Genomic DNA, 15,619 nt, shown 5'->3' with positions numbered 1-15,619 from the left:
CTGACCGACTGGCATTGGGACAAGCCTGACGTGCGAAAAGTCGTTACTATAAGCGCCTCTTTGCCTGCCTTGCCATGGACACCATGACCGAGAACGACTATCTGATCGCCTGGGGCCTTTACGCCTTTGCCGCCGTGGGCTGCCTGCTGGTGTGGATGCGCATGACCCGCTGGATGTGGCGCTGGCTGCGCGAGCCGCTGCGTGTATTGATGGCGGTGTTGCTGTTCAGCCCGACCATCATTGACCCGGTGAAGGAAAAATTCGCCCCGGCCATCGCCATCACCGCGCTGGATCTGGCGTTCAAGGTCGGCAACAACGCCTGGCGTGCGATTTCCGAACTGCTCATGTACGCCATGATCGCGTTCGGCCTGTACCTGATTTTTGTGCTGATCCGCCTGCCGATCGAACGCGCCTCCAAGGCCCGCCGAGAACAGGCTGAAGCCGCCCGCGCAGCGGCCCGGGCCGATGACGAGCGGGACGCCGATCAACCGTTCGGTGGCGCCGGCGATGACCGCTATGGTCGCCCGCCAGTGCCGAGCAACCCGCAGCGCATGCGGGTCGAGCCGCGTCTGTAATCACGAGAGTCCGCACATGTGTGAATTACTGGGCATGAGTGCCAACGTGCCGACCGACATCGTGTTCAGCTTCACCGGGCTGATGCAGCGCGGCGGTCGCACCGGGCCGCACCGAGATGGCTGGGGCATTGCCTTCTACGAAGGTCGTGGGCTGCGTCTGTTCCAGGACCCGGCGGCCAGCAGCGAGTCGGAAGTGGCGAACCTGGTGCAGCGCTATCCGATCAAGAGCGAAGTGGTCATCGGTCATATCCGTCAGGCCAACGTCGGCAAGGTCTGCCTGTCCAACACCCATCCGTTCGTCCGCGAACTGTGGGGACGCAACTGGTGCTTCGCGCACAACGGCCAGCTCGCCGATTTCACCCCGATCAAGAGTTTCTACCGCCCGGTCGGCGATACCGACAGCGAGGCGGCGTTCTGCGATTTGCTCAACCGCGTACGTGCAGCGTTTCCGGAACCGGTCGATATAGAAGTGCTGCTGCCGGATCTGGTCGCGGCTTGTGCCGAATACCGCAGCAAAGGCGTGTTCAACTGCCTGCTCAGCGACGGCGACTGGCTGTTCTGCTATTGCTCGACCAAACTGGCGCAGATCACCCGACGCGCCCCGTTTGGCCCGGCGCGGCTCAAGGATGTCGATGTGATCGTCGATTTCCAGGCCGAAACCACGCCCAACGACGTGGTCACGGTGATTGCCACCGAACCCTTGACCGAAAACGAAACCTGGACCCGCTACGAACCGGGCCAATGGAGCCTGTGGCGACGCGGCGAATGCGTCAGCCAAGGCACGACCGAATAAGGATTGCACCCCCATGTTGCTCAGTTATCTACGGCTGGTGTTGTTTGCGGCGGGCCTGTTGATCGGTGTCCAGGTGCCAGGCTTCATCAACGATTACGCCAAGCGGGTCGAAGCGCACCTGATCGAGGCGCAGACCGGTCTGCGCGGTTTCCAGGGCACCGCCGAGCAGTTCTTCAAAGGTGATATCCAGGCACTGGTCGCCCACTATCGCGCCAGCGAGGACCCGGTGTTTCGCAGCGATGCCGACAGCCTGAGCGCCTTGCTCAACCGTCAGCTGGCGCTGGACAAGCAATTTCAGGCGATGCAGGGCCCGTGGTACATCCGCTTCCTGCAAGTGGTGCTGGCCGCCGACCCGGACATCCGCAAGGAAACCTGGAACGGCTACAGCTACCAGATCCTGCTGACGCCTGAGGCGATGATCTGGGGCATGAGCGGCGCGTTGCTGCTGTCGTTTGGTCTTGAATGCCTGTTCCGTCTGATCGACTGGGTGGTGCTGGGCGGCAAGCGCCTGCGCCAGAGCAGGCCGATCGAAGACCGGGATGTGCGCGGGCTCTGAGCTCCATGATCGTTCCCACGCAGAGCGTGGGAACGATCAACTTAGAACAATGTAATCCGTACCTACCTTGCGCGCGTATCCCTCCAGCACCTGCTGACACAGCGTCACGATCTCCTCGACCCATTCCACACCGACTCGCCACGACACCACCACCTGCAGATTCGGCGGGCGCTGTTCGATGTCGAGCAGGGTCAGTTCGCCCCGCGCCAGTTCCTCGGCCACCAGCACTGGCGGCAACGCGCCAATGCCGAATCCGTCGCGCAACAGCCGGGTGATCGCCGACACCGAATTCACACAGTTCAAGCGTGGCGCCAGCACACCCTGGGCCTGCATCAGCGCCAGGATGTCCTGATGTGGCCGGGAGTTTTTCGAGTAGGTGATGATCCGCTCCTGCGCCAGGTCGGCGAGGTTTGCGTAGTCGCGGTTGTAGATCGAGTTGCTGGCGACGATCCAGCCGATAGGGTGGCTGGCGAGTTCCAGGCTGCGCACACTTTCCTGGCGCACCAGATCGGTTTGCAGAATCAGATCGAGAAAGCCTTTTTGCAGCTGATCGCAGAGGTTCAGCGAGGTATCCGCCACCAGTTCGATTTCCACCCGAGGGTACAGATCGGTCATCTGCGCCACCAGCGGGCTGAGCCAGGTGTGAATCACCGTGTCCATCACCCCGATCCGTACCTGGCCGACCTTGCTCGAACGGGTCTCGATCGACTGCTTGAGCGCCTGCATCGTGTCGAGCATCTGCTCGGCATAGTCCAGCACTTTCAAACCTTCGGGCGTCAGGCTGACGCCGCGTGAATCACGCAGGAACAGCTTCACCCCGAGCTCGCCTTCGAGCACCGCGATCCGGCTGGAGATCGAGGCCTGGGTGGTGAACAGCTTGTCGGCGGTCAGGCGAAAACTTTTCAGCCGGGCGACCCAGACGAAGGTTTCGAGAAACTTCAGGTTCATGGCAACAAATTTTTCTTATGTCTTGGGCGGGTTTTTATTCGTTGGACGCGACCGGGTGACGCACCCAAGAATCGACGCATCCGGTTCCCACGATAGGCGTCGTCGGAGCTTCGAACAAGACCAATAAAAGCCTGCGGAGACATGCCATGAGTGCGCCCGACACCCTCGACCTCCCCAAAACTGCGGCCCGTCCCGGCCCGTTCGACTGGTATCGCAACATCAATCAGCAGGAGCGCCGGACCTTCTGGAGCTGCAAGATCGGCTACGGTCTGGACGGCATGGACACCCAGATGCTCAGCTTCGTGGTGCCGACCCTGATTGCGATGTGGGGCATCACCACCGGAGAAGCCGGCCTGATTCACACCAGCACCCTGATCGCCTCGGCCATCGGCGGCTGGGTGGCGGGGATTCTCTCCGACCGCATCGGCCGCGTGCGTACTTTGCAACTGACGGTGCTGTGGTTTGCCTTCTTCACTTTCCTTTGCGGTTTCGCCCAGAACTACGAGCAACTGCTGATCGCCCGTACCCTGATGGGCTTCGGTTTCGGCGGTGAATGGACTGCCGGCGCGGTGCTGATCGGTGAAGTGATTCGCGCCAAGGACCGTGGCAAAGCGGTGGGCATGGTGCAATCCGGCTGGGCCTTGGGTTGGGGCCTGACGGCGATTCTCTATGCGCTGCTGTTCTCGGTGTTGCCGCCGGAAGACGCCTGGCGCGCACTGTTCATCCTTGGCATCGTGCCGGCGGTGTTCGTGATTTTCGTCCGCCGCCTGGTGAAAGACCCGGAGATCTATCGCGAAGCCAAGGCCAGGCAAACTCCGGACAGTCCGTCGAAGTTCTACGAGATCTTCGCCCCCGGCATGCTCTTCACCACGATTCGTGCCTCGCTGCTGACCACCGGCGCCCTCGGCGGTTACTACGCGATCACCTCCTGGCTGCCGACTTTTCTGAAGAACGAACGCGGCTTGAGCGTACTCGGCACCGGCGGTTATCTGGCGATGGTGATCATCGGTTCCTACGCCGGTTATGTGATCAGCGCCTATTTGACCGACCTGTTGGGCCGCAAGAAGAACTTCATTCTGTTCGCGGTCGGCTCGTTCACCATCGTTCTGCTCTACACCCAATTGCCGGTCAGCAACGGCGTGATGCTGTGGCTGGGCTTCCCGTTGGGCTTCTTTGCCTCGGGGATTTTCAGTGGCATGGGCGCGTTTCTCACCGAATTGTTCCCGACGCGGATTCGCGGCTCGGGGCAGGGCTTCTGTTACAACATCGGCCGGGCGCTGGCGGCGTTGTTCCCGCTGTTGATCGGACTGCTCAGCCAGAAAGTGCCGCTGAGTGTAGGCATCGGTGCCTTTGCGGCAGTGTCCTACGGCGTGGTGATTCTCGCGGCGTTGAGCCTGCCGGAAACCCGTGGCAAACAACTGGACGCGCAGTAACTGATAACCTGCGACAACTGTCCTACAGCATAAAAAGACAACAGCTACAGGAGTGTTCACCGTGAGCCGCCTGCTATTGAACTGTGACATCGGCGAGAGCTTCGGCAGCTGGACCATGGGTCTGGACGCGGAAGTCATGCCCTTCATCGACTGCGCCAACATTGCCTGCGGTTTCCACGCCGGCGACCCGAGCATCATGCGCAAGACCGTCAGCCTGGCCCTCAGTCATGGCGTGCAGATCGGCGCGCATCCGGCCTATCAGGATCTGGTGGGGTTCGGCCGACGTTCCATGGCCTACACCGCCCAGGAACTGCAAGACATCCTGCATTACCAGATCGGGGCCCTGGACGGCATTTGCCGCGCCCAGGGTGGCAAAGTCAGTTACGTCAAACCCCACGGCGCGATGTACAACGACATGATGGCCAACCCGGCGCAGTTGCGGGCGGTGATTCAGGCTGTCGCGGCTTACGACCGCAGCTTGCCGCTGATGCTGATGGCCACCCGCGACAACACGGCCGCGCAACAGCTCGGCGATGAATACGGCGTGACCCTGTGGTTCGAAGCCTTCGCCGACCGCGCCTACGACAGCGCCGGCCGACTGGTCTCGCGGCAGCTGCCGGGCGCGGTGCACCACGATTCCGAAACCATCATCGGGCAAGCGCTGACCATCGCCCGTGGCGACAACCTCACCGCCAGCGACGGCAGCGCGCTGCATCTGCAAGCCAACACGCTGTGCGTGCATGGTGACAACGCCAGTTCAGTGGCAGCCGTGCAGCGCATTCGTCAGGCCCTGAACGAGCAGAGCGCACCATGAATCCGCGGGTGGAAGTGGTGGCGCTGGATTGCCTGATGCTGCGCCTGTTCGATGAAATCGCCGAAGCCAACATGCCGTGGATGCTCGCCGCCAGTGAGCGGCTGCGCACGGTGTTCGGTGAACATCTGATCGATCTGGTGCCGTCGTACACCACGTTGATGGTGCATTACGACCTGACCGCGTTGAGCCCGAATCAGGCCCGGGAATTGATCGCCGAAGCACTGATCGACCTGTCGCCGAATGCGCGTACCGGCGGCCAGTGTCACGTGTTGCCGGTGTGGTACGACCTGAGTGTCGGCCCGGAATTGAGCTTGCTGTCGCAACGCAGCGGTTTGTCGGTGGAAGAAGTGATCCGCCGTCACAGCGCTCGGGAATATCAGGTGTTCGCGCTCGGTTTTGCACCGGGTTTTGCCTTCATGGGTTTGGTGGAAGAGGTTCTCGCCGCACCGCGTCTGAATACCCCACGCAAGAAAGTCGCCGCCGGCAGCGTCGGCATCGCCGAGCGGCAGACGGCCGCGTATCCGGTGGTGTCTCCCGGTGGCTGGAACCTGATCGGTCGCACGCCGGCAAAACTGTTCGACCGTGAGCGCGATGGCTACAGCCTGATGCAGCCCGGCGATACCGTGCGTTTCGAAGCAGTGAGCCACGCCGAATTCATCCGTCTTGGCGGTGACGACACGCCTCTGGAGGCCTTGGCATGAGCCGACTGACAATTGAGGCGAGTACGCCGCTGTGCCTGTTACAGGACGCCGGGCGGTTTGGCGTGCGCCATCTGGGCGTGACCCAGGGCGGCGCGGCGGACTGGCGGTCGATGGCCTGGGCCAACTGGCTGCTGGGCAATGACCTGGACTTGCCGGTAATTGAAATCACCCTCGGCGGGTTTACGGTGGTGGCTGAAGAAGATTGCTTGCTGGCATTGGCCGGCGCCGATCTTGGCGCACAGATCGACGGTGAAGTGCTGGCGCCGTGGCGCAGTTTCAAACTGCGCAAAGGACAGACCTTGAAGTTCACCCAGCCGTTGCTCGGGGCGCGGGCCTATCTGGCAGCGCCCGGCGGTTTCAACGCGCCGAAAGTGCTGGGCAGCAGTGCCACGGTGATCCGTGAGGAACTGGGTGGTCTCGATGGTTTTGGCTTGCCGTTGGCCAAGGGCGCCTCGCTGAGTTATCAGGGCGAAACCCTATTGGTGCGTGACGTTCCGGCACAGCATCTACCGGACCTGCGCCTCGACGCGCCGCTCGATCTGGTACTCGGCGCGCAGATCGGTCAGTTCAGCGGGCAGAGCCTGTTCGATGTCTTCAACAGTGCCTGGACGCTGGACAGCCGTGCTGATCGCATGGGCATCCGCCTGTTGGGGACGGCGTTGCAGTATCAGGGCAAGCCGATGATTTCCGAGGGCATTCCGCTGGGCGCGGTGCAGGTGCCGCCGGACGGACAGCCGATCGTGTTGCTCAATGATCGGCAGACCATTGGCGGTTATCCGCGACTGGGCGCGTTGACGCCGTTGGCACTGGCGCGTCTGGCACAGTGTCTGCCGGGGGCGAAGGTCAGGTTGCGCCCGGTGGTGCAGGACGTGGCGCACCGGGAGCACATCGAATATCTACAGCGATTTACTTGATCGTTCCCACGTCGAACCGTCTGCGTTTGATCGTTCCCATGCTCCGCGTGGGAATGCCGCCCGGGACGCTCTGCGTCCCAGTGACGCAGAGCGTCACTTGATACATTTCCCCGCAGAGCATGGGAACGGTTCGGTTATTTGGACAGAAACCGCATCCCTTCTTCCAGCCCGCGCAACGTCAGCGGATACATCTGATCCTCGATCAAATCCCGCACGATATTGGTCGACGAGGTGTAGCCCCAGGTGTCTTTCGGGTACGGGTTGATCCAGATGAGCTTTTTGTACTTTTCCATGAAGCGCTGCATCCACACGTAACCCGGCTCTTCGTTCCAGTGCTCGACGCTGCCGCCGGCCTGGGTGATTTCATAGGGCGCCATCGCGGCGTCACCGATGAAGATCACTTTATAGTCGGCACCGTACTTGTGCAGCAGATCCTGGGTCGACGTGCGCTCGGAAGTGCGGCGCATGTTGTTCTTCCACACCGACTCATAAATGAAGTTGTGGAAGTAGAAGTACTCCAGATGCTTGAACTCGGTCTTGCAGGCCGAGAACAGTTCCTCACAGATCTTCACGTGGGCGTCCATCGAACCGCCGATGTCGAACAGCAGCAACAGCTTCACGGTGTTGCGCCGTTCCGGGCGCATCTGGATGTTCAGCAGGCCGGCGTCCTTGGCGGTGTGGTCGATGGTGCCGTCGATGTCCAGCTCTTCCGCCGCGCCCTGGCGAGCAAATTTGCGCAGGCGGCGCAGGGCGACCTTGATGTTGCGGGTGCCCAGTTCCACGGAGTCGTCGAGGTTCTTGTACTCGCGCTGATCCCAGACTTTCACCGCTTTGCCCTGGCGCTTGCCGGCATCGCCGACCCGGATGCCTTCCGGGTTGAAGCCGCCGGAACCGAACGGGCTGGTGCCGCCGGTGCCGATCCATTTGTTGCCGCCGGCGTGGCGCTCCTTCTGTTCTTCCAGACGTTTCTTGAACTCTTCGATCAGCTTGTCCAGACCGCCGAGGGACTGGATCTGCGCGCGTTCCTCGTCGCTCAGCGAGCGCTCGAATTCCTTGCGCAGCCAGTCTTCGGGAATCAGCGCCTGCAAATGATCGTCGAGCTTTTCCAGGCCATTGAAGTAGGCACCGAACGCACGGTCGAACTTGTCGAAATGCCGTTCGTCCTTCACCAGAATCGCTCGGGACAAGTAGTAGAACTCGTCCATGTCGGCGAAGGTCACGCGCTGTTTCAGCGCGTTGATCAGGTCGAGCAGCTCACGCACCGACACCGGCACCTTGGCTGCACGCATTTCATTGAACAGGTTGAGCAACATGGCATCAGCCTCTTAGCGGGTGCCGCGACGGCTCATGAACGCCAGGCGCTCAAGCAGTTGCACGTCCTGTTCGTTCTTCACCAGCGCACCGGCCAGCGGCGGGATGGCTTTGGTTGGATCACGTTCGCGCAGCACCGCCTCACCGATGTTGTCGGCCATCAGCAGTTTCAGCCAGTCCACCAGTTCGGAGGTCGAAGGCTTCTTCTTCAGGCCCGGCACCTTGCGCACGTCGAAGAACACGTCCAGCGCTTCGCTGACCAGGTCTTTCTTGATGTCCGGGTAGTGAACATCGACGATTTTCTGCAGGGTGGTGCGGTCGGGGAAGGCGATATAGTGGAAGAAGCAGCGGCGCAGGAAGGCGTCCGGCAGCTCTTTCTCGTTGTTGGAGGTAATGATGATGATCGGACGTTTTTTGGCCTTGATGGTCTCGTCGATCTCGTAAACGTAGAACTCCATCTTGTCGAGTTCTTGCAGCAGGTCGTTGGGAAACTCGATGTCGGCCTTGTCGATTTCGTCGATCAGCAGAATGACGCGTTCTTCGGACTCGAACGCTTCCCAGAGCTTGCCCTTCTTCAGGTAGTTGCGCACGTCGTGGACTTTTTCATTGCCCAGCTGCGAGTCGCGCAGACGGCTGACCGCATCGTATTCGTACAAGCCCTGATGGGCCTTGGTGGTGGACTTGATGTGCCAGGTGATCAGCTTGGCGCCGAACGATTCGGCCAGTTGCTCGGCGAGCATGGTCTTGCCGGTGCCCGGTTCGCCCTTGACCAGCAGCGGCCGCTCCAGGGTGATGGCGGCGTTGACCGCCAGCTTCAGGTCATCGGTGGCGACGTAGGCCTGGGTGCCTTCGAACTTCATCTGCTAATCCTCGAACGGTAACGCCGACCTGAACGGGCAGGGCGGGGACGAAATAATCGGATGCCCGACTATAACGCGCGGCCCGGTCGACTGTGAACGCAGACGGCTTATTCAGTCTCTGAATGGGGCGTCACATGTTGACTCAGTTTCGGCACGAGGCCAGCATTCAGAGACCATCGGTTTGGAAGTAGCCTGCTGAACCTGTCTGATTAGAGGATCGGAACCGATGTCGCCCAAGAAATTCAGATCGGCGCAGACACCTTGTATCTGGATGCGCTCACGCAGTGCGCTAACCCGCATCCGGCTTCGGCCGTTCATACCGGGCATTGAAGGCCTGGATGAATCCATTGCGCAAAATCTGCAAAAACGCTTCGAACGCGCTGATATCCTGCTGGTGTACGCTGCCACTGAGTTCGACCCGGGTGGCGAACTGGTTCTTGCCCTGGTTTTTCAGCACGGTTTCGGTGCCGCCGACCAGTGCTTCCCAGATCGAGCGGAAGATCCCCTTGTTCTTGTTCTCGACATCCTGCTGCCAGTTGAATACGTCGACGTCGCGCAGCAGCGGTTTGATGTAGCCCTTGAGCTGGCCCTTGGTGGCGGCGGCTTCGATGACCACATCGCCGTGGCCGGCGTTGAAGTCGAATTTGCCGTAGGCCGAGGCGAAGTCGTTCATGCGTTTTAGTTCGATGTCCCGGGCCCGCAGGCGAAATTCGAAGTCTTCGAAATTGCTCAAGGGGTCGAAGGTGGCTGTGGTTTCCAGCGGGGCATGGCCCAGCAGCAGAGCCTTGCCTTCGAAGCGAGCGTCGCGTTTGCCCTCCTTGTCGACCACGTTGGTCAGGTTATAAATGCTGGCGTCGACGTTGGTTGCATTCATGTTCACCGGTGGTTTGGAGTTGAAGTTGCGAAAGCTGATGCGGCCATCGTTGATCTGTACTTCGTCGAGGGTGATCGGCAGCAATTTGCCCAACTGCGCGCGCCAGTCGGTGCCCTGACCGGTCTGGGAATTCTGCTTGTCGGCCCCACCATCGACGAAGTTCACTTGTGGTCTGAAGAACTTTACCTGCGCCACCACGGCATGGTCGTACCAGAGCGAATGCCAGCTGACGGACAGGTCGATCAGCGGCGCATCGACGAACGGCACCGGCACCTTGCCGTCAACCTTGACGATTTTCAGGCCGTTGATCTTGTAGGCCCCGCGCCAGAGCGCCAGATCAACGTCGGTGATCTGGCCGCGGTAATCGCCCATGTTGGCCAGTTTGTCATTCAGATAGTCACGCACGAGGTAGGGCAGGGCGATGTGCAGGGCGACCAGCAACACCACGATAGTGGTGAGAACCCACAACGGCCAGCGGTAGCGACGCTTCATGGCAGCAAATCCTGAACGGTGTAAAGCGATTGACTGCCGCCCGCCGCAGACGTTCGGCCCGACTGGACTGACAGGGGCAACAGGCTTACCTTGGAAGGCTGAATTCAACGCTGCACAAGGACCCAGCCATGAGCCGTATTTTTGCTGACAATGCCCATTCCATCGGCAACACGCCGCTGGTGCAGATCAATCGCATCGCGCCCCGTGGCGTGACCATTCTGGCCAAGATCGAAGGTCGCAACCCGGGCTACTCGGTCAAGTGCCGGATTGGCGCCAACATGATCTGGGACGCTGAAAGCAGCGGCAAACTCAAGCCGGGCATGACCATTGTCGAGCCGACCTCCGGCAACACCGGCATCGGCCTGGCATTTGTTGCTGCCGCTCGCGGTTACAAATTGCTGCTGACCATGCCGGCCTCGATGAGCATCGAGCGGCGCAAGGTGCTCAAGGCGCTGGGCGCCGAGCTGGTGCTGACCGAGCCGGCCAAAGGCATGAAGGGCGCGATCGAGAAGGCTGCGGAGATCGTCGCCAGCGATGCGGGCAAATATTTCATGCCGGCCCAGTTCGATAACCCGGCCAACCCGGCCATCCACGAAAAGACCACCGGACCGGAAATCTGGAACGACACCGATGGCGCCATTGACGTGCTGGTGGCAGGCGTCGGTACCGGCGGAACCATTACCGGTGTGTCGCGGTATATCAAGAATACGGCGGGCAAACCGATTCTGTCGGTGGCGGTGGAACCCGTGTCTTCGCCGGTGATTACCCAAGCGCTGGCGGGCGAAGAGATCAAGCCGAGCCCGCACAAGATTCAGGGCATCGGTGCCGGTTTCGTGCCGAAGAACCTTGATCTGTCGATGGTTGACCGGGTCGAGTTGGTGACGGATGACGAATCCAAGGCCATGGCCCTGCGCCTGATGCAGGAGGAGGGGATTCTGTGCGGGATTTCCTGCGGTGCGGCCATGTCGGTGGCGGTGCGCCTGGCGGAAACCCCGGAAATGCAGGGCAAGACCATCGTCGTGGTACTGCCCGACTCCGGGGAGCGTTATCTGTCGAGCATGTTGTTCAGCGATCTGTTCACCGAACAGGAAAACCAGCAGTAAGTGGCGTGTTGATTCAGGTCAGCCAAGGTTCAGGATCGTTATGTTAAGAAGTGCTTTGTTGCGCAATCCTTAACAGTGAATCCTGAAACGGGCGGGTGTTTCCCGAAGCCGGTAATGTTTATCATGGCCGGCTGCCATGTCGGGTAAATGGCATTGCGCAGCGTTGTCTTTTTTCAAGGAGTTGTTGATGACCTTTCCGTTAGCCGCCAAGGTGTCGGTGTTGCTGCTGTTCGTGGGCAGCATCCTCTACGTGCATTTGCGCGGCAAGGCGCGTTTGCCGGTGCTGCGTCAGTTCGTCAACCATTCGGCGCTGTTCGCGCCCTACAACGCTTTGATGTACCTGTTCTCCGGTGTGCCATCCAAGCCCTATCTGGATCGCAGCAAATTCCCGGAGCTGGACGTGCTCCGCGATAACTGGGAAACCATCCGCGACGAAGCCATGCACCTGTTCGACGAGGGCTACATTCGCGCCGCCGAGAAGAACAACGACGCCGGTTTCGGCTCGTTCTTCAAGAAGGGCTGGAAGCGTTTCTACCTCAAGTGGTACGACAAACCGCTGCCATCGGCCGAAGCCCTGTGCCCGAAAACCGTGGCGCTGGTCAGTGCCATCCCCAATGTCAAAGGCGCGATGTTTGCGTTGTTGCCGGGCGGCAGCCATTTGAACCCGCACCGCGATCCGTTCGCCGGTTCCCTGCGTTATCACCTTGGTCTGTCGACGCCGAACTCCGACGATTGCCGGATTTTCGTCGACGGTCAGGTCTACGCCTGGCGCGACGGTGAAGACGTGATGTTCGACGAGACCTACGTGCACTGGGTCAAGAACGAAACCGACAAGACCCGGGTCATCCTGTTCTGCGACATCGAGCGGCCGCTGAGCAATCGTCTCATGACCCGCATCAACCGCTTCATCAGCGCCTGGCTGGGGCGCGCCACTGCACCGCAGAACCTCGACGACGAACGTGTTGGCGGGATCAACCAGGCTTATGCCTGGACCAAGAATTTCAGCGACAAGTTCAGCGGTGGGGTCAAACAGTGGAAACGTCGCAATCCGAAGGCCTATCGCGTAATGCGGCCGGTGCTGGCGGTGGTGGTGTTGACGTTGCTGGGGTATTGGCTGTTTGGTTGAGGCTGGATGCAGAAACAAAAAACCGCTCGTTCGAGCGGTTTTTTTATGCGGGGAAGGTAAAGGATGCGCCGGCGAGAACACCTCCCGGCTCTTCCGCTGCTGGATTAGCCAACGCCTCTCTGATTCGGAGTAACTCCTTTTCAGATAATTCTCCAGCAGAGCGCTTTTCTTTGGCCCTGGTCAATTTGGCGCCTGGCGCTTTGTTCTCAGCGACAGCTTTCATGGCGTCTCCGGCGTTGATCATTTAATGAACAGTGATTCGATACTAGACTTAGTCAATGGGCTTCACAAGACGACCTTCCGAGTCGAACTCAAACCCCAGTTGCCGATAAAGCGGTATTACTCCGGGAACAGGCTCCTGAATTTCGATTTGCTTGCTGCCTACGATTCGCGCGAAGTGAGTCACGGCGGTCAAGGCAAATGTTGCGATTCGGCTCTTGAGCGGGTGATCGTTTCCCGGCTTTCCTTCCAGGCGCACGATTTTTACTCTCAATCGGCTCTGGTTCGGGTTCGCAAAGCAGAGTCCGCATAGCTCATGATCAAACCAGATTGCTAAATCGAATCCCAGTGGTTCTCTGGCCTTCCACCTGACAACTTCCTGCCAGGAGAAATAAGGGTCCAGCCATTGTTCATAGGCATTCAGTGCCAAAGCGTCGATAGCTTCGAAACGAACTCTGGAGTGATCGACATCTACGATCCCTTTTTGCTCCAGGTCTTCTTGCAGCTTTGCGAAAGTGATGCCCGCGTACTTCCTGGCTTGCGATTTGTACAACTGATACCGCAGATGATTCCGTTCCCTTGGCATATGATCTCGCGCATTCCATGTCCCCCATCAATGGTCGTTGCAATTGCAAACGAGCCTATAAGCCTGCCTCCTGCCTGTCGCTACTGGCCCTTTGTCCAAGTCATTGCAATCCATGTCCCGCGCTGGTTATAGTCGGCGCTCGTGAGTCGCATGACTCACCTTCCAACCCTTCAAAAAAGATCAGCCCAGATGCCTGCATCCCTCATCAACGCGGTAGTCGATTCAGCGGTCAACGCTGGCGTCGTGCCGTGCGGGAATCAGCAGCCTGTGCAGATCAGTCATTACCCTCCACCTGTCAGTAGCACGCCGGTGTGCGCAGTCGTATCACCGCCGGGCGTTGGCGTTTCGGGCTGATCAGCGTTTTCTGCTGACCCCTGTGCCCGCCTGAAAAAACCTACTGAATTTCAGCTTCGGCTGAGTTGGCTATTTGCCTGACTACAGGTGGTATTCATGTTTGTCCTTTCGAAAAAATCCGCGCTCGCGGCGGCGTCCACGAGCCTGTTCGTTCTGCTGTGGAGCAGCGGGGCGATCTTCTCCAAGTGGGGGCTGGCCCACGCTTCGCCCTTTGCCTTTCTGTTGATCCGTTTTGTGATTGCCCTGTGCGGGCTAATGCTGCTGGTGCCGTTGCTCAAGTTGAGGTTGCCCAAGGGCGGCAAGCCGATGCTGTACGCGACGGCCACCGGCGTGGTGCTGTTGGGGGCCTATCAGATCTTTTATCTGCTGGCGCTGGATCTGAAAGTCACGCCCGGCGTGATGGCGACCATCATGGGCGTGCAGCCGATCCTGACGGTGGTGATCATGGAGCGGCAGCGCTCGGCGAGCCGGATCTTTGGTCTGGCGCTGGGATTTGCCGGTCTGATCATGGTGGTTTACCAGGGCATCGGTCTGGCCGGGATGTCGCTGGCGGGGATGCTGTTCGGTCTGCTGGCGTTGGCGAGCATGACCTTCGGCTCGATCATGCAGAAGCGCATCACCGACAACCCTCTCGGCACGCTGCCGGTGCAGTATCTGGCGGGGCTGTTGCTGTGCGGGATTTTCGTGCCGTTTCAGCCGTTCCACTTCGAGCACAGCGCCGGTTTCATCGTGCCGGTGTTGTGGATGGGATTGGTGGTGTCGGTGCTGGCGACGTTGCTGCTTTACCGGCTGATCGCCCAGGGCAATCTGGTGAATGTCACCAGCCTGTTCTATCTGGTGCCGGCCGTAACGGCGGTGATGGATTACCTGATCTTCGGCAATCGCCTGGCCGCGTTGAGCGTGCTGGGAATGCTGTTGATCATCGTCGGTCTGGTGTTCGTGTTCCGTAAGTCGGCGTAACCGCCGCGCATGAAAAAGGCCCGGGAGGAGACTCCCGGGCCTTTGTGCATCTGCGAATCAGCGAGTGGCGATTTCTGCCGGCTTCACCGCAGCGGGTTTCAACACCAGCCACAGCGCAATCGCGATCAATACCCCGCCATACAAGTGGGCCATCGACAGCGGTTCATCGAGAAACAGCGCCCCCCACAAGACGCCGAACGGCGGAATCATGAAGGTCACCGTCATCGACTTCACTGGCCCGATGGAACTCAGCAGGCGGAAATAAATGATGTAGGCAAACGCGGTGCAGCCCAGACCGAGGCCCAGCAGCGACAGCCAGACATTCCAGCCACCCCAGCTCACCGGCGGCTGGGTGATGACGCTGTAACCGAACAGCGGCAACAGAAACAGGGTCGCACCGAGCATGCTGCCCAGCGCCGACAGACGACTGTCGAGCCCGCCGGCCTGATCCAGCCAGCGTCGGGCAAGGAACCCGGCGAAGCCATAGCAGGTGGTTGCGAGCAGGCAGGCGAGAGCCCCCATCAGCAATGTCAGATCAAACGCTACCGGGCCTGCCCGGGTCAGAACACCCACCCCCAGCAGTCCGAGGAAAACGCCGGTCAGTTTGGCCACCGTGAGTCGTTCACTGAAGAACAGTCCGCCGATCAACACCCCCATCAATGGCGTGGTGGCGTTGAAGATCGCCGAATACCCGGCGGGCAGAACCTGAGCGGCGACGGAGTACATGGTTGCCGGGAGGCCCGAGTTGATCACGCCCAACAGCATCACGGTCTTGAGCTTGCCTTTGAAGTCCCAGCTGATGCGCATCAGACCGAGGATCACCAGCAGACCGACGGCAGCAATCGAAACCCGAAAGAATCCGGTCGGAACCGTACCGATCGCGGGGGCGATGATGCGCATGAACAGGAAGCTCGCACCCCAGATCGCAGCCAGCGACAACATGCGGAAAATATCGACAGGGCTCACGGGCCACTCCTTCCTTGATCGGGACGAGAGTGTT

At 60.1% G+C, this 15,619-nt stretch carries 17 protein-coding genes; 10 read left to right on the top strand and 7 right to left on the bottom strand.

What is annotated here, in order from left to right:
* Window positions 1–74 precede the first annotated feature (74 nt).
* Genes CAF63_RS01410 through CAF63_RS01400 form a run of 3 tightly spaced genes read left to right on the top strand, consistent with a single transcriptional unit; the run spans window position 75 to window position 1,924 of the window.
* Window positions 75–575: a hypothetical protein gene (locus CAF63_RS01410; protein WP_039772625.1), complete on the top strand. Its 501-nt coding sequence runs from the start codon at window positions 75–77 to the stop codon at window positions 573–575.
* Window positions 576–591: 16 nt separating this feature from the next.
* Window positions 592–1,368 carry a class II glutamine amidotransferase gene (locus CAF63_RS01405; protein WP_025110635.1) on the top strand — a complete coding sequence of 259 codons (777 nt, stop codon included), beginning with the start codon at window positions 592–594 and terminating at the stop codon, window positions 1,366–1,368.
* A 13-nt stretch (window positions 1,369–1,381) separates the two neighbouring features.
* Window positions 1,382–1,924, top strand: a complete 543-nt coding sequence (locus CAF63_RS01400) for a DUF2937 family protein (protein WP_085683103.1) — start codon at window positions 1,382–1,384, stop codon at window positions 1,922–1,924.
* Between the two features lie 36 nt (window positions 1,925–1,960).
* On the opposite strand, the gene CAF63_RS01395 is transcribed toward CAF63_RS01400, so the two are convergent.
* Window positions 1,961–2,872, bottom strand: a complete 912-nt coding sequence (locus CAF63_RS01395; protein WP_085683102.1) for a LysR family transcriptional regulator — start codon at window positions 2,870–2,872, stop codon at window positions 1,961–1,963.
* A gap of 146 nt (window positions 2,873–3,018) precedes the next feature.
* On the opposite strand from CAF63_RS01395, the gene CAF63_RS01390 reads away from it, so the two are divergent.
* The 4 genes from CAF63_RS01390 (at window position 3,019) to CAF63_RS01375 (ending at window position 6,734) form a co-directional block, all read left to right on the top strand.
* Window positions 3,019–4,305, top strand: a complete 1,287-nt coding sequence (locus CAF63_RS01390; protein WP_085683101.1) for an MFS transporter — start codon at window positions 3,019–3,021, stop codon at window positions 4,303–4,305.
* Window positions 4,306–4,366: 61 nt separating this feature from the next.
* Window positions 4,367–5,119 carry a 5-oxoprolinase subunit PxpA gene (locus CAF63_RS01385; protein ID WP_085683100.1) on the top strand — a complete coding sequence of 251 codons (753 nt, stop codon included), beginning with the start codon at window positions 4,367–4,369 and terminating at the stop codon, window positions 5,117–5,119.
* Window positions 5,116–5,820: a 5-oxoprolinase subunit PxpB gene (pxpB, locus tag CAF63_RS01380; RefSeq protein ID WP_085683099.1), complete on the top strand. Its 705-nt coding sequence runs from the start codon at window positions 5,116–5,118 to the stop codon at window positions 5,818–5,820. The genes CAF63_RS01385 and pxpB overlap by 4 nt, the downstream gene beginning before the upstream one ends.
* Window positions 5,817–6,734: a biotin-dependent carboxyltransferase family protein gene (locus tag CAF63_RS01375; RefSeq protein ID WP_085683098.1), complete on the top strand. Its 918-nt coding sequence runs from the start codon at window positions 5,817–5,819 to the stop codon at window positions 6,732–6,734. The genes pxpB and CAF63_RS01375 overlap by 4 nt, the downstream gene beginning before the upstream one ends.
* Before the next feature lie 134 nt (window positions 6,735–6,868).
* On the opposite strand, the gene CAF63_RS01370 is transcribed toward CAF63_RS01375, so the two are convergent.
* The 3 genes from CAF63_RS01370 to CAF63_RS01360 form a co-directional block, all read right to left on the bottom strand.
* Window positions 6,869–8,047: a VWA domain-containing protein gene (locus CAF63_RS01370; protein ID WP_016771218.1), complete on the bottom strand. Its 1,179-nt coding sequence runs from the start codon at window positions 8,045–8,047 to the stop codon at window positions 6,869–6,871.
* A 12-nt stretch (window positions 8,048–8,059) separates the two neighbouring features.
* Window positions 8,060–8,905, bottom strand: a complete 846-nt coding sequence (locus CAF63_RS01365; protein ID WP_007911294.1) for a MoxR family ATPase — start codon at window positions 8,903–8,905, stop codon at window positions 8,060–8,062.
* A 289-nt stretch (window positions 8,906–9,194) separates the two neighbouring features.
* The gene (locus tag CAF63_RS01360) at window positions 9,195–10,271 is read right to left on the bottom strand and encodes a DUF748 domain-containing protein (RefSeq protein ID WP_085683097.1); all 1,077 of its coding nucleotides are present in this window, start codon (window positions 10,269–10,271) and stop codon (window positions 9,195–9,197) included.
* A gap of 128 nt (window positions 10,272–10,399) precedes the next feature.
* Between CAF63_RS01360 and cysK the strand changes: the two genes are divergently transcribed.
* Window positions 10,400–11,374 (top strand): cysteine synthase A, encoded by a 975-nt coding sequence (cysK, locus tag CAF63_RS01355; RefSeq protein ID WP_085683096.1) that lies wholly within the window; start codon window positions 10,400–10,402, stop codon window positions 11,372–11,374.
* 187 nt (window positions 11,375–11,561) lie between these two features.
* On the top strand, window positions 11,562–12,500 hold the full coding sequence (locus tag CAF63_RS01350; RefSeq protein WP_085683095.1) for an aspartyl/asparaginyl beta-hydroxylase domain-containing protein: 939 nt from the start codon (window positions 11,562–11,564) through the stop codon (window positions 12,498–12,500).
* Between the two features lie 43 nt (window positions 12,501–12,543).
* Here CAF63_RS01350 and CAF63_RS28195 read toward each other — a convergent pair whose 3' ends face one another.
* Window positions 12,544–12,723, bottom strand: coding sequence for a hypothetical protein (locus CAF63_RS28195; RefSeq protein WP_143492410.1), 180 nt, complete (start codon window positions 12,721–12,723; stop codon window positions 12,544–12,546).
* 48 nt (window positions 12,724–12,771) lie between these two features.
* Window positions 12,772–13,305, bottom strand: coding sequence for a hypothetical protein (locus CAF63_RS01345; protein ID WP_085683094.1), 534 nt, complete (start codon window positions 13,303–13,305; stop codon window positions 12,772–12,774).
* A gap of 450 nt (window positions 13,306–13,755) precedes the next feature.
* Between CAF63_RS01345 and CAF63_RS01340 the strand changes: the two genes are divergently transcribed.
* The gene (locus tag CAF63_RS01340) at window positions 13,756–14,619 is read left to right on the top strand and encodes a DMT family transporter (RefSeq protein ID WP_085683093.1); all 864 of its coding nucleotides are present in this window, start codon (window positions 13,756–13,758) and stop codon (window positions 14,617–14,619) included.
* Between the two features lie 57 nt (window positions 14,620–14,676).
* On the opposite strand, the gene CAF63_RS01335 is transcribed toward CAF63_RS01340, so the two are convergent.
* Window positions 14,677–15,585: a DMT family transporter gene (locus CAF63_RS01335; RefSeq protein ID WP_085683092.1), complete on the bottom strand. Its 909-nt coding sequence runs from the start codon at window positions 15,583–15,585 to the stop codon at window positions 14,677–14,679.
* Between the last annotated feature and the right edge of the window lie 34 nt (window positions 15,586–15,619).

It is taken from the genome of Pseudomonas sp. B20(2017), from assembly GCF_002113125.1.
Lineage (GTDB): Bacteria > Pseudomonadota > Gammaproteobacteria > Pseudomonadales > Pseudomonadaceae > Aquipseudomonas.
The sequence above is the reverse complement of the archived record's forward strand: the minus strand, read 5'-3'. Positions and strand labels throughout refer to the sequence as shown.

Coding starts and splice junctions, on each gene's coding strand:
- CAF63_RS01410 (WP_039772625.1), top strand. CDS start 75: ATGGACACCATGACCGAGAACGACTATCTGATCGCCTGGGGCCTTTAC.
- CAF63_RS01405 (WP_025110635.1), top strand. CDS start 592: ATGTGTGAATTACTGGGCATGAGTGCCAACGTGCCGACCGACATCGTG.
- CAF63_RS01400 (WP_085683103.1), top strand. CDS start 1,382: ATGTTGCTCAGTTATCTACGGCTGGTGTTGTTTGCGGCGGGCCTGTTG.
- CAF63_RS01395 (WP_085683102.1), bottom strand. CDS start 2,872: ATGAACCTGAAGTTTCTCGAAACCTTCGTCTGGGTCGCCCGGCTGAAA.
- CAF63_RS01390 (WP_085683101.1), top strand. CDS start 3,019: ATGAGTGCGCCCGACACCCTCGACCTCCCCAAAACTGCGGCCCGTCCC.
- pxpB (WP_085683099.1), top strand. CDS start 5,116: ATGAATCCGCGGGTGGAAGTGGTGGCGCTGGATTGCCTGATGCTGCGC.
- CAF63_RS01375 (WP_085683098.1), top strand. CDS start 5,817: ATGAGCCGACTGACAATTGAGGCGAGTACGCCGCTGTGCCTGTTACAG.
- CAF63_RS01370 (WP_016771218.1), bottom strand. CDS start 8,047: ATGTTGCTCAACCTGTTCAATGAAATGCGTGCAGCCAAGGTGCCGGTG.
- CAF63_RS01365 (WP_007911294.1), bottom strand. CDS start 8,905: ATGAAGTTCGAAGGCACCCAGGCCTACGTCGCCACCGATGACCTGAAG.
- CAF63_RS01360 (WP_085683097.1), bottom strand. CDS start 10,271: ATGAAGCGTCGCTACCGCTGGCCGTTGTGGGTTCTCACCACTATCGTG.
- cysK (WP_085683096.1), top strand. CDS start 10,400: ATGAGCCGTATTTTTGCTGACAATGCCCATTCCATCGGCAACACGCCG.
- CAF63_RS01350 (WP_085683095.1), top strand. CDS start 11,562: ATGACCTTTCCGTTAGCCGCCAAGGTGTCGGTGTTGCTGCTGTTCGTG.
- CAF63_RS28195 (WP_143492410.1), bottom strand. CDS start 12,723: ATGAAAGCTGTCGCTGAGAACAAAGCGCCAGGCGCCAAATTGACCAGG.
- CAF63_RS01345 (WP_085683094.1), bottom strand. CDS start 13,305: ATGCCAAGGGAACGGAATCATCTGCGGTATCAGTTGTACAAATCGCAA.
- CAF63_RS01340 (WP_085683093.1), top strand. CDS start 13,756: ATGTTTGTCCTTTCGAAAAAATCCGCGCTCGCGGCGGCGTCCACGAGC.